Source organism: Coleofasciculus sp. A1-SPW-01 (assembly GCF_040217205.1).
In the GTDB taxonomy this organism is placed as follows: Bacteria; Cyanobacteriota; Cyanobacteriia; order Cyanobacteriales; family Coleofasciculaceae; genus Coleofasciculus; species Coleofasciculus chthonoplastes_A.
This window is the reverse complement of record NZ_JAVJNP010000014.1, coordinates 1-12,072: the sequence shown is the minus strand read 5'-3', so window position 1 is coordinate 12,072 and position 12,072 is coordinate 1. Positions and strand designations below refer to the sequence as shown.

Annotated in this window: 9 protein-coding genes and 1 pseudogene; 4 read left to right on the top strand and 6 right to left on the bottom strand. The window is 46.7% G+C overall.

Translation table 11 applies throughout. From position 1 onward, the window contains the following. Positions 1-12 precede the first annotated feature (12 nt). The 4 genes and pseudogenes from RH949_RS02575 to RH949_RS02560 form a co-directional block, all read right to left on the bottom strand. On the bottom strand, positions 13-147 hold the full coding sequence (locus RH949_RS02575; protein WP_269546334.1) for a hypothetical protein: 135 nt from the start codon (positions 145-147) through the stop codon (positions 13-15). A 21-nt stretch (positions 148-168) separates the two neighbouring features. Next, positions 169-1,311: a protein kinase domain-containing protein gene (locus RH949_RS02570; protein ID WP_446351823.1), complete on the bottom strand. Its 1,143-nt coding sequence runs from the start codon at positions 1,309-1,311 to the stop codon at positions 169-171. Positions 1,312-1,446: 135 nt separating this feature from the next. After that, positions 1,447-1,539, bottom strand: a pseudogene (locus tag RH949_RS02565) (UPF0175 family protein); the annotation flags it as partial. Positions 1,540-1,915: 376 nt separating this feature from the next. Beyond that, complete coding sequence (locus RH949_RS02560; RefSeq protein WP_446351822.1) at positions 1,916-3,277, bottom strand: NB-ARC domain-containing protein; 1,362 nt, start codon at positions 3,275-3,277, stop codon at positions 1,916-1,918. 215 nt (positions 3,278-3,492) lie between these two features. Here RH949_RS02560 and RH949_RS02555 point away from each other — a divergent pair, with 215 nt between their 5' ends. After that, complete coding sequence (locus tag RH949_RS02555) at positions 3,493-3,930, top strand: hypothetical protein (protein ID WP_446351821.1); 438 nt, start codon at positions 3,493-3,495, stop codon at positions 3,928-3,930. Between the two features lie 188 nt (positions 3,931-4,118). On the opposite strand, the gene RH949_RS02550 is transcribed toward RH949_RS02555, so the two are convergent. Together RH949_RS02550 and RH949_RS02545 are read right to left on the bottom strand one after the other, a co-directional pair. Beyond that, on the bottom strand, positions 4,119-5,573 hold the full coding sequence (locus tag RH949_RS02550; protein WP_446351820.1) for a bifunctional orotidine-5'-phosphate decarboxylase/orotate phosphoribosyltransferase: 1,455 nt from the start codon (positions 5,571-5,573) through the stop codon (positions 4,119-4,121). Next, positions 5,570-6,070, bottom strand: a complete 501-nt coding sequence (locus tag RH949_RS02545) for a low molecular weight protein-tyrosine-phosphatase (protein WP_044209952.1) — start codon at positions 6,068-6,070, stop codon at positions 5,570-5,572. Before RH949_RS02545 ends, RH949_RS02550 begins: the two co-directional genes overlap by 4 nt. A 148-nt stretch (positions 6,071-6,218) precedes the next feature. Here RH949_RS02545 and RH949_RS02540 point away from each other — a divergent pair, with 148 nt between their 5' ends. From RH949_RS02540 to RH949_RS02530, 3 genes are read left to right on the top strand one after another with little or no spacing between them, the layout of a single operon-like run. After that, positions 6,219-7,592, top strand: coding sequence for an SGNH/GDSL hydrolase family protein (locus tag RH949_RS02540; RefSeq protein WP_446351819.1), 1,374 nt, complete (start codon positions 6,219-6,221; stop codon positions 7,590-7,592). Between the two features lie 15 nt (positions 7,593-7,607). Beyond that, on the top strand, positions 7,608-7,874 hold the full coding sequence (locus RH949_RS02535) for a CU044_2847 family protein (protein ID WP_446351818.1): 267 nt from the start codon (positions 7,608-7,610) through the stop codon (positions 7,872-7,874). A 57-nt stretch (positions 7,875-7,931) separates the two neighbouring features. Further along, a complete protein-coding gene (locus RH949_RS02530; protein WP_446351817.1) occupies positions 7,932-11,276 on the top strand; it encodes a HEAT repeat domain-containing protein in 3,345 nt (1,114 codons plus the stop codon). The last annotated feature ends 796 nt before the right edge of the window (positions 11,277-12,072 follow it).

The following is a 12,072-nucleotide window of genomic DNA, read 5'->3' as shown; positions in this document are numbered from 1 at the left end:
GAGCGAGCGGCATTATCTCGATGCCGCTTGGGCTGTATTGGGAACTTCAGTATGGGAGAAGAGGTTAAACTCAAGAGCGCGATCGCGGATTTTTACAAAATCTGCCTGATTCCGTTCAGCTTCCCAAGCATCCACTGCCTGCTTCAAAATCTCTTGGTCAGCGACAACCTATTCTTCCAAAAACTGAGACTTGATTTCCTCTAATTCCCTGTCCATTTGACTTTTAGTTTTTTGAGTATTGGCAGAACCTTTAGTCGGCGGTGTCGATTTGGGTGGGGTACTTTTAGATGTCGGTGGCTGCAAAAACTCAGACTTCAAATCCGCTAATTCTTTATCTAACCCTTTCCCATATTGAGGCGAATTTGGCTGGGGCTTCATTGGCGCTGAAGCTGGAGGGGGTGCAGGTTTTACTGATTTAACCTTAGCCACAGGGGTTTGAGGCTCTAAATCCTGGAGTATCTCCGCCACCGATTGATAGCGCTGATTCGTCGCACTGACTAACATCTTATCTAAAATTTTAGCCACGCGATCGCTCACTGGATTTTTTAACCCTTGTCGCCATACCCAAACCCCCTGATTCACATCAAATAAGTCAAAGGGATGGATTCCCGTTAGCAGATGAATACACATCACGCCGAGACTATAGATATCACTTGCAAACACCGCTTTCCCGATACTTTGTTCCGGTGCGACATACCCCACCGAACCAATCACAGTCCCGGTTCTCGCTAACGCTGTCCCTGTCGCCACTTTTGATGCACCAAAATCGACCAGAAACAGTTGCTTATCGCGATTTCGACGAATAATATTTTCCGGTTTAATATCGCGGTGAATCACATGATGCTGATGAACGAATTGTAAAACAGGCAACAAATTATTCAACACATCGCGAATTTGGGCTTCTGTAAATGCGCCTTTTCTTGCCAATTCCTGGGCTAAGTCTTCGCCCTCAATAAACTCTTGCACCAAATATTGATGATTATCTTGGCAAAAATACGCTAACAGTTCTGGAATCTGGGGATGTTTACCCAACTCATCTAACCGTACTGCTTCTTGGGTAAATAACTGCGCCGCTTTTTGTACCGTACTGGTTCCCTGGGCTTGGGGGAAAAACTGCTTAATCACACAGGGGGGATGAGACGGTTTATCTTCATCCACCGCTAGAAACGTGCGCCCAAAACCGCCTTGTCCCAAGGGTTGAACTGTGCGATATCGTTCCTTGAGGCGTATCTTTGACCCACAGGTGAGGCAAAATTTGGTTCCGGCGGGATTTTGGGGGTTGGTACAGTTAGGATTGAGACAGTAACTCATGGGGATAGTTGGCTATTCAGCGTTTATCTCTATTTTGCCTCTAAATGAGGAGTAGTTTTTTTACTCTTATCCTTTTATTCTATTATCCTATTACTTTGTTCCGTCTCAACTTAATTTCGTTTAGGATGCTTACACGGTTTGAAACAGGTGTAATTCTACTTCTTGGCGAAACTCGCTTGGGGTAAGCTGAGAGGCTTGCAGGATTTCGTCTGAGATGAGTACAGTCATAAGCAGTTTATCGTAGCCAAATTGGGGCTGATCGATCTTATTATAGTGGTCTGGAGGATTAGGAAACCGGGTTTCTGAGCCAGAATCGTAGTACCCTCCAACGGAGACTATCTCTCCGCCTGGGGGCTAGAAACCGGGTTTCTGCGATAGATTTCGGAGAGGATGCAGAGATTCATAGAAACCCGGTTTCTGGGATGTACTTGGTAGTCAGCCCTAAAATGTTTATGGCGAAGACAGCGCAACTACGAACTTAAGCTGTCATGCATTTAAATTGGGTATTAGTAGCGAGCAAGATGCAAAGCCTGCGGCATGGCTTCGCTTAACGCACTACAAGGTTTTCGCCATTACTGATATTAAGGTTTAAATGCCGAACAGCTTATCTCTCTTTCAAATATGCTTTAACTAAAGCTTGAACGGCGAACAGCGATGATCCGTTATCGGTTATTTTTTCAATTAAACCCCGTTTCCTCAAAGATTGTACCGCCTTCAAAAAATCAGAATCAGACAATGCTAACTCGGCGGGTTTGAGGGAAATGTCTGCCGCATTTTGGTTCGCTAACCACAGCGTTATCATTTGCTCAGATTCAGATAATCGTTGATATTGTGCCTTTAATCTGGGTTCTAAGTCTCCCAGAAATAGATTGGGATAGGATAAGAAGCGATCAACGCTACTGTTAAATAAATCTTGGATGGTAGAAGCGATTATATTTAACCAGGATGGATTGCCGCCGTAACATTCGATAAGTTCCCACCATTTATCCTCATCGGTTAACCTTTTGTTCGTCAAGAGTTCCGCCGCAGACTCTCCCAAACCACCAAGCTGTAATGTGCGGCAGTGGCGGTTTTCTCCTTCTAAGATGGCAATTTCTGTGGGTTTTTCCCAACTCATGAGTAGGAAGCAACTGTGGTGAGGTGTTCGCGCCATTTGTTGCCAGAATTTCCTGTAATTTTCACAGTCTGGTAGATAGGTGCCTGCTAATTCACCACTGGCAAAGAGTTCTTGGAAGTCGTCGAGGATGATTAGGCAGGGATGCGATCGCAGATAGTCGATTAGGGAGGGGAGTTTGGTTTCTCGATCTTTAGAAAAGAACTGAATTAAGTTGGTTTTTAGAGATTTCAGTGTCAGGGTTTCGGTACAGTTGCGCCAGAGGATATAATCAAAATTATCTTTAATTTGTTCGATGAGTTCTCTAGCGATGGTGGTTTTGCCGATACCCGGTAATCCAAAGATAGTGACGATGCGGATTTTTTCTTGGAGTATCCACTGTTTGAGAGTGGTTAGTTCTGTGGTGCGGTTGTAGACGCGATCGCACTCCGGTGCTTCAGTTAAATCATGGCGTTTTTCAGGTTTGTGGCTGGTGGCGTTTGAGGAGCGCGATCGGTTTTGTGTAGTTTCGTCAGAATGCCAATTTTCTCTACAGAGATTGATGTTACTTCCCCAAAATTTACTCTGTGCAAAATCACCAACATTAGAATTATAAATATAATAACGTTCCATTGTAGCGCGGAAGTTCGATTTATTAACTTTTTCGTCTAATTCTTGTGATATCAGTTGCCATAAATTGCCTGCTACTCTTTTCACGTTAGCTTCAGTACAGTGATAGTCATCCGCGATTTCTCTGTATTTTTGACTATTCCAGACCCCTGATAATACTGCCTGTTGCAAGCTATTTAAGTGCGATCCTGTTTTGGTCAACACCAATTCATCGACCCATTCCAGGACTTCGTGGACATCCATTGGCGATCCGCATATTGGTTTTTACTAATTTTACTACCTTTTGCACCCTTTTGCGGCTAAACTATACTTTGTTCAACTAATCCATACTATATAATAATTATTCAAGTCTATACTAATTTATACTTTTTATGACTTTGCAAATCATAAATAAAGTCTATTATGAAAAAATATCGTCAGTTTTTTTAATATCCTCAATTGAGAAGGAGAAGCATAAAATGACAGCAGCAGTTGCCTTGAAATCTCGTCACACTAATTTGTCTGAGTTACCTGAGAATGCCAAGCTACTTGCAAAAGTTAAAGCCTGGGACTTTAGCGCAGAAATGCGGCGGTTTCAAAAAGAGTATCCACATGAAGATGTCCAAAAAGCTGTAGAGGATTTCCGGCATTTTATTTATCTATGCGTGGCTGATAAAGCGCAGTATTTTATCCCTTCGTTTGAGGCAGATCACTTCTGGCACATTTGCTTGTGGTTCACCCACAACTGGATGGCATTTTCCCAAGATATTTCTGGTGATTTCATTCATCACAACCCTCTTGAAGAAGCTTTGTTACCAGAAGACGCACGTATCAAATTAGACGAAATTCGTGCTGCATCTATTCGCCACTTTGGTAAAGAGGTACTTAAAATCTCTGATGTAGTTTGCTGTATGTAACTTTACAATAGCCTGAATTTAATTACAGAAATTTACTATGATTATTTAATCATGGTAAATTTCTCGAATTCTTTCATCAGCAACCCGATCGCAATCGTAATATAGTTCTACATTTTGAAGGGCTACCCTAGGTATTAATACACCTCAAAGCTTTGATGGATAAAGATTTAATAGTTTCACATCAGTCCCTACTTAACACTGTGGTTAAATGCCTGGAATTGTTCCTGATTAATCCGCCCCGCTTGATACAGGGTTTGGGTAATTTCAGAAATTGTTAACACGGAATGCGCCTGATAACCATTGTCCTTCAATCTATCTTTTACCCCCCCTTCGTGATCAATAAATACGACAATATCCTGCACATTTAATCCCCCTGTCTCCAGCTTCGCTGCCCCTTCCATCACACTCTTCCCACTAATCAAAATATCATCCACGACAACCACTGTTTCCCCTGGTTCAAAGTGACCCTCAATCACCCGTCGCGTTCCATGGGCTTTCACCTCTTTACGGGGAAAAATCATCGGGTGATGTAGACGCAGGGATAATCCAGTTGCGGTGGGTAATGACCCATAAGGAATCCCGGCAATCCGGTCAAAGGTTAAATCTTGCAGAATCTCGGCATAAGCACTCAGCATTAGATGGAAAAGTTGGGGATTGGAGATAACTTTTCGCAAATCAATATAGTAGGGGAAAACGGCTCCCGATGCTTGGACAAATTCGCCAAATAGAATACAACCCATGTCATACAGTTGGAGAATTAAATCCTGATGGGGATGTTGTTCGAGAAAACAAACATCAGGCATCCACAAATCACAAGCAGAACCCTGTTGAATCTTTTTCCCTCTTGCCTGATTTATCTTCTCTCGCAGAGGTTGTATGGCGGCGGCGGGTTCCTCTGTGGCTAACATATCCTGGGGAACTGGTATTAATAACCCCTCACCATTGGCATTTAACCCAGCGGCTAAAATTTGGGTCAGTTCAGCACCTCCCTCCGCCCAGATACTCCGGGCTAAAATTAAGCGTTCTGGGGCAATTGCCCGAATTTTTGCCAATACGTCGGGAGAGGTTGTGCCAACTTCTAGGGCTAAATCTTCGGGTGCGCCCCAGGTTTTGGCTTCCTTCACCACTTGCAAATAAAGGGGGGTTTGGGGTTGGGGATACTGCTGGATAGCGACAGCCGCCGGATTGGAGGTGCAGCAGAGAATAAAGACGGCTTTACCGGGATAAATTAAAAAGGGTGCAACGTGGTCTTGTCCAGAATAAGGACTCAGCGTAACCGCATCCACCCGCGATCGCGTAAAAATGGTTTCGGCAAAGACGGTGCTAGTGTTTAAGTCACCATGTTTGGCATCTAAAATAATCGGGATGGAGTCAGGAATCGCCGCGAGTGTCTGTTCTAATAAGTTGAGTCCTGGTGCGCCCAACGCCTTGTAAAAGCCATAGGTGGGCTTATAGGCGCAGACTAAATCGGCGGTTTGCTGGATAATTACGTGCAGCCAATCTCTTAACCCATCCATCAGATCACCGGAATATTCTCCGGTGGAGTAACGCTTGGGCATCATTTCTGGGTTAGGATCGAGTCCAACTACCAGTAAACTTTGATTGTGGGCGATCGCATGATTGAGTTTCTCAAAAAAGCTCATTGGACTTTGCCCTTGGCGGGTAGGGAATAGGTCTTCATCACATACTCCAATAATCCCTCGCAAGCATCGAGGAGTAAATCAATCACTTGGTTAAATCCCTCTGGACCCCCATAATAAGGATCAGGAACGTCTCGTATCCGATGACGAGTGGCAAAATCACACATTAATCGCACTTTATCCCCATACTTCCCCGTCGCATCTAGGAACAGAATGTCGCGTAAATTCTCCCGATCCATCGCCAAAATCAGGTCGAACGCTTCAAAGTCAGGAACTTGAAACTGTCGGGCTTTGCCCTTAAGGATGATTCCCCGTTGGCTGGCGGCGAGAGTCATGCGTTCATCGGGAGGAGAACCAATATGATAATCACCTGTCCCCGCCGAGTCGCAGACAATGCTCTCCTGAAGTCCCGCTTGCTCAATTAAGTGATTCATAATGTTCTCGGCGGAGGGAGAACGGCAGATATTACCAAGGCAGACAAAGAGTAGCTTGCAGGGCATCGGTATAATGGATAGTTCTGTACAACTATGGATTTTAACCCGCGCTCAGATGTAACCCTCACATTTTAATGTCAGTCTGATGACCCGATCCGTGTTAAGTTTAGCAACGCAGCCGCCTGATTCTGTGATGATTTGAGGAAAGTATTTGATGTTCAAGTCGCGCCGCCGTCGCACCTACCGTAAGCGCCGCCGCCCCTTCCCATTGCTCACGATCATTTTGGCGATTCCGATTGTCTTGATTCTCCTAGAATTGTCCACTCGGCTGTTGGTGGGTGTCATGGGCAAAACCGCTGAGTTAGCCGCTTACGAGGGTGAACCAGCGATCGTGAATGTTTACCGCCTCAAGTTTTTGAATGACAATAACGAGCCTTACGAGGGTTTATCTGAACAGGGGCGACTCGCCGCCCACCGGAGTCTTGCTGTAGGCTATCAGTTAGTTGGCGACCAAACCAGCAATTTTTGGCAGATTAATCGCCAAGGATTCCGCGACACTGAACCTGTTCCCTTAGACAAACCCAACAGTGAATTTCGGATTTTTTTACTGGGAGGATCGACGGCGTTTGGTCAATGGAATCCCAGTAATCAAGCCACGATCGCCGCTCAACTGGAAGCGCGTCTGAAGGAACGGGTTGCTCAACAGCAGCGTTCTCCGGAGAAATATAGACCCACAGATCTGCCCTTCTATAAACCGGATTTAGAAAAGGCGTTGGCGTTGCCTCCTAAGATTAAAGATGGTCAATATCGGGTGATTAATGCGGCTGTACCGGGGTATGCATCAGGGAATGAATTGGCTCAGTTAGCGTTGCAGATTTTGCCCTACCAACCGGATGCGATCGTGGTTTTGGATGGATACATGGACTTGCTCCTACCGAGCGATCGCATGGCAACGGACATTCCCCATATTGAAACCTTTCTTAGTAATGCCTCTGGGCATTTTTGGACGCACCTCTCCCAAGAGTTATCCTCTGTGGTGACAAACACCTATCTGATTAAAGCTATCCAATACTGGATAGTACGTCCCCAACCCTCGGTGAGTCGCCTGAGTTTAGCGGCATTGAATGGTACAGCCCACCTAGCTAACTATCTTCCTGTTAACTCAGAGGAACTGCAAGAACGAGTTACCCGTTATCGCGATCGCCACAAGCAAATGATTCGCTTAGTAACTGGGGCAAGAATTCCTTTAATTATCGCCATACAACCCGAAATTACGGGTCGTGGGGGTAATCAACAGATTTCACTCAGAGAGCAGGAAATTTTGGTTGAATTAGGAGCAGATTATCAGACACGAATCCAAGATGGCTATGTTGCTTTAGCCAAATCACTGGATCAGCTTCAAAGTTGGTATCCCGAGAATGTAAAAACGCTGAACTTCTACGATGTTTATAACGATTTTTCTGATCGGGCGTTTTGGGATGCCATTCATTTGACCGAGGAAGCCAACCGCATCTTATCTGAGCGTTTATACCAAACGCTGACGGCTTCATCTGAGCTGCAAGTGCCACCGTCTCGACCTATACCTTAGTTTGAGGAGAATCAAATGAGCTTTGCCGAATCCCGCCGTGATACCGTTCCCGTTGAACTTCCCAATGGGGCGATCGCGAAATTTGAGGTAACAACGACAGGGCGAGAGGATGTCAGCTTTGACGCCAAGCAGTTTCAGCCTGTCGCTGATGCGATCGAGGGGGTAGTACAGATGGTCGCCGCCCCCCTGAAAAAAGCCAGACCGAAGAAGGCGACGGTAAAATTTGGGATGGAAATGGCGATCGAGGCGGGACAATTGACGGCGGTGATTGTCAAAGGATAGGGTAGAGCAAGTCTGGAAATCACGTTGGAATGGGAAGCTCAACCTAACGCTTAAACGATGAGTCACGTCGAAAATCTGTTGCAACAATATACAGTAAAGCCCTATTTGACGGCAATTACTACCAAGTATGAGAAGTGGTGGCAGCTTTACACGTTAACTGATGCCGAAAGCAAACAACGGCAATCCGAGGATGTGACACCGATTTATGACGTCGGGTTGACGGTGCAGAGGGTGAAAAAGGAGGAAAGAGAACAGCGACAGGAAGAGGAAGTCGAGCGATTCTCGGTGCTGGAAGGGCTGCGTAAGTATGCCCAGGAGCAGGTTTTGTTAGTCGGGCGCCCCGGATCAGGAAAGTCTACGGCGTTAGCACGGTTACTCTTGGAAGAGGCGACGACTCAGAAATCAGAAGCCCTCACCCCCAGCCCCTCTGGCAATTCTGATACTGCTGGCGAATTGGAAAAACCTAACCCCCCAGCCCCCTTCCCTGCGAGGGAAGGGGGAGCCTCTAAGCCCCTCCCCGTGGCGGGGAGGGGTTTGGGGAGGGGTCAAACCCCTCAGTTAGTGACCAGCAGTATCAATTCTGGGAGAGGGGAGTCAACCCTGATTCCGGTGTTGGTGGAACTGCGTTACTGGCAAGGTTCAATTACCCAATTAATTCTCAATGCCTTTACTCGAAATGAACTCCCCTTAACGCAGGCACAACTGGAAACCCTGTTGTCTCGCTCCCTCATCCTCTTTGATGGGGTGAATGAGTTGCCCTCAGAGGAAGCACGATCGCAGCTTTCTGATTTTCGCCGCAATCATCCCAAAGTACCGATGATTTTCACCACACGGGATTTGAGCCTGGGGGGAGATTTAGGGATTGAGAAAAAGCTGGAAATGCAGCCGCTTACGGAAGCGCAAATGCAGGACTTTATCCGGGCATACTTGCCAGAACAAGCTGAGGAAATGCTGCGCCAACTGGGTGATCGCTTGCGAGAATTTGGGAAAACGCCGTTACTGCTGTGGATGCTGTGTAGCTTGTTTCAGCAGACAAACGAAATTCCAGAGAATTTGGGGTTAGTGTTTCGGTTATTTACTCAGGAGTATGAGCGCAACCTGAAACAGGATGTGGTGATTGAGAGCGATCGCGACTGGTGGAAACCGGTGCTGCAACAGTTGGCGTGGGTAATGATGCAGGGAGAGACGCCGAGGGAACTACGGGTAAGGATTGCACGGGAAGAAGCAGTACAGGCGATCGGGCAATTTCTCCATGGCAAAGTGGCGTATGGCGAGGATTTTGCCCGTAAGTGTCTGCGGGATTTGCAGAAGTATCATCTCATTCAGGCGGGAACAGGTAATCAGGAGTTAGAGTTTCGCCATCAACTGATTCAGGAATATTATGCAGCCGAGGCATTGTTGGAACGGTTGCCAACGTTGAGTGATGAAGTGCTCAAGCGGGAGTATCTCAATTATCTGAAGTGGACAGAACCAATCGCGTTGATGTTGGCGCTGCTGGAGGATAGACAGGCGGTGCAGGTGGTGCAATTGGCATTAAAAGTAGATTGGCGGTTGGGTGCGCGGTTAGCCGGGGAGGTAAAGCCAGAGTTTCAGGAGCAGACGGTTGGGTATGTGGAGGCGTTGGATGTACCCGCTTGGTTAAAGGTTAAGCTTTTGGAGGAGACGCGATCGGATAGTGCAATTCCCGGTTTACTCAAACTGGTGGAACATTCGGATTCTAATGTGCGTAGTCGTGCCGCTGATGCCTTAGGTAATATCGGTTCCGAAACAGCAATTCCCGGTTTGCTCAAACTCCTGGAACATTCGGATTCTGATGTGCGTTGGAGAGCCGCATATGCCTTAGGTAAAATCGGTTCAGAGAATGCCATTCCCGGTTTGCTCAAACTCCTGGAAGATGCGGATTCTTATGTGCGTTTGAAAGCCGCAAAAGCCTTAGGTAAAATCGGTTCAGAGAATGCCATTCCCGGTTTGCTCCAACTCCTGAAAGATTCGGATTCTTCTGTGCGTAGGAGTGCCGCAATAGCCTTAGGTAATATCGGTTCAGAGAATGCCATTCCCGGTTTGCTCAAATTCCTGGAAGATTCGGATTCTTATCTGCGTTATAGTGCCGCAGAAGCCTTAGGTAAAATCGGTTCAGAGAATGCCATTCCCGGTTTGCTCAAATTCCTGGAACATTCGGATGCTTATGTGCGTATGAGTGCCGCAGAAGCCTTAGGTCAAATCGGTTCAGAGAATGCCATTCCCGGTTTGCTCAAATTCCTGGAAGATTCGGATGCTGTTGTGCGTAAGAGAGCCGCATATGCCTTAGGTAAAATCGGTTCAGAGAATGCCATTCCCGGTTTGCTCCAACTCCTGAAAGATTCGCATTCTGTGCGTTATAGTGCCGCAGAAGCCTTAGGTAATATCGGTTCAGAGAATACCATTCCCGGTTTGCTCAAACTCCTGAAAGATTCGCATTCTGTTGTGCGTAGTCGTGCCGCAGATGCCTTAGGTAAAATCGGTTCAGAGAATGCCATTCCCGGTTTGCTCCAACTCCTGGAAGATTCGGATTCTTATGTGCGTAGGAGAGCCGCTTCTGCTTTATGTAAAATCGATTCAGAGAATGCCATTCCCGGTTTGCTCAAACTCCTGGAAGATGCGGATTCTTATGTGCGTCAGAAAGCCGCATATGCCTTAGGTAATATCGGTTCAGAGAATGCCATTCCCGGTTTGCTCAAACTCCTGAAAGATTCGCATTCTGTGCGTATGATTGCCGCATATGCCTTAGGTAAAATCGGTTCAGAGAATACCATTCCCGGTTTGCTCAAACTCCTGGAAGATTCGGATGCTGTTGTGCGTAGGATAGCCGCAGAAGCCTTAGGTAATATCGGTTCAGAGAAAGCCATTCCCGGTTTGCTCAAACTCCTGGAACATTCGGCTTATGATGTGCGTAGGAGAGCCGCAGAAGCCTTAGGTCAAATCGGTTCAGAGAATGCCATTCCCGGTTTGCTCAAACTCCTGGAAGATGCGGATTCTTATGTGCGTTGGAGTGCCGCTAATGCCTTATATAATATCGGTTCAGAGAAAGCCATTCCCGGTTTGCTCAAACTCCTGGAACATTCGCATTATTATGCGCGTGGGAGTGCCGCAGCAGCCTTAGGTAAAATCGGTTCAGAGAATGCCATTCCCGGTTTGCTCAAACTCCTGGAAGATGCGGATTCTTATGTGTGTTGGAGAGCCGCAGAAGCCTTAGGTAATATCGCCAAGAAAAACACAGAAGCCATTACTCAATACCTCCCCCATCTCCTCACCTTAATCCCAACTGATTCTGATCAATCTGCCCTCAGCGTCATCCTCGCTATCCAAGAGAACTGCAAGTTCTATAACTACGAAATTTGGCAGGAAGCCCTATCTAGGGAGTGACGGGGTGACAGGGATACGTTAGGACATTCCCCTGTTTCCTTTTCACCCATAGTAGAGACTAAAATGCAACGTCTCTACATAAATCATGTGTCCTAATCGCCATGGCGGTTGCTATAAAAATGTACGGACTCCAAAACCCAAGCCTCTACTCACCCTCACCGCATCTCCCCATCTCCCCATCACCGTAATTATGGGTATTCAACCGGACATGATATTACGCCAAAGCTCTAGATGTAGGGTGCGTTAGCGAAGCGTAACGCACCTTAATCCATATATAGGGTGTAGGTGCGTAAGTCCTGACCCAAAAACACGGCATTTGGAGTTCGGAACACGAAACGCCGAGTTCAGAACACGAAACGCCAAGTTCAGAACACGAAACGTGAAGTTCGGAACACGAAACGTGGAGTTCAGAACACAAAACGTGGAGTTCAGAACACAGAACGTAGAGTTCGGAACACAGAACGTAGAGTTCGGAACACGGAACGTAGAGTTCAGAACACGAAACGTGGAGTAAAAGACTCAAATGACCCAGTTTTGAGGAGCAACGGTGAGGATTCTTCTGGCATAGTCGTGCCTTCACGCTTGCGGATGCTTCGCTTTTTTTGCACGGGGGAGACCAGAAGATGCTCCCCTCTTGCTCCCCTCTCCCCGGTGTGGGCTATGCATTACCCACATCTTTCTTAAACATTGTGCGATCGCGTTTTCAAGCCGTTAGTTAAAATGGAACTTAATAGCTAGGAGTGAAGTAACTGCCAGGTAGCAGCGATATCTTGTAGTCTCTGCCAACCGCGCCAAA

What these genes read in the sequence shown, in the direction of transcription:
- RH949_RS02555 (WP_446351821.1), top strand. Translation starts at nt 3,493, where the DNA reads ATGACAGCAGCAGTTGCCTTGAAATCTCGTCACACTAATTTGTCTGAG.
- RH949_RS02560 (WP_446351822.1), bottom strand. Translation starts at nt 3,277, where the DNA reads ATGGATGTCCACGAAGTCCTGGAATGGGTCGATGAATTGGTGTTGACC.
- RH949_RS02545 (WP_044209952.1), bottom strand. Translation starts at nt 6,070, where the DNA reads ATGCCCTGCAAGCTACTCTTTGTCTGCCTTGGTAATATCTGCCGTTCT.
- RH949_RS02535 (WP_446351818.1), top strand. Translation starts at nt 7,608, where the DNA reads ATGAGCTTTGCCGAATCCCGCCGTGATACCGTTCCCGTTGAACTTCCC.
- RH949_RS02540 (WP_446351819.1), top strand. Translation starts at nt 6,219, where the DNA reads ATGTTCAAGTCGCGCCGCCGTCGCACCTACCGTAAGCGCCGCCGCCCC.
- RH949_RS02570 (WP_446351823.1), bottom strand. Translation starts at nt 1,311, where the DNA reads ATGAGTTACTGTCTCAATCCTAACTGTACCAACCCCCAAAATCCCGCC.
- RH949_RS02550 (WP_446351820.1), bottom strand. Translation starts at nt 5,573, where the DNA reads ATGAGCTTTTTTGAGAAACTCAATCATGCGATCGCCCACAATCAAAGT.
- RH949_RS02530 (WP_446351817.1), top strand. Translation starts at nt 7,932, where the DNA reads ATGAGTCACGTCGAAAATCTGTTGCAACAATATACAGTAAAGCCCTAT.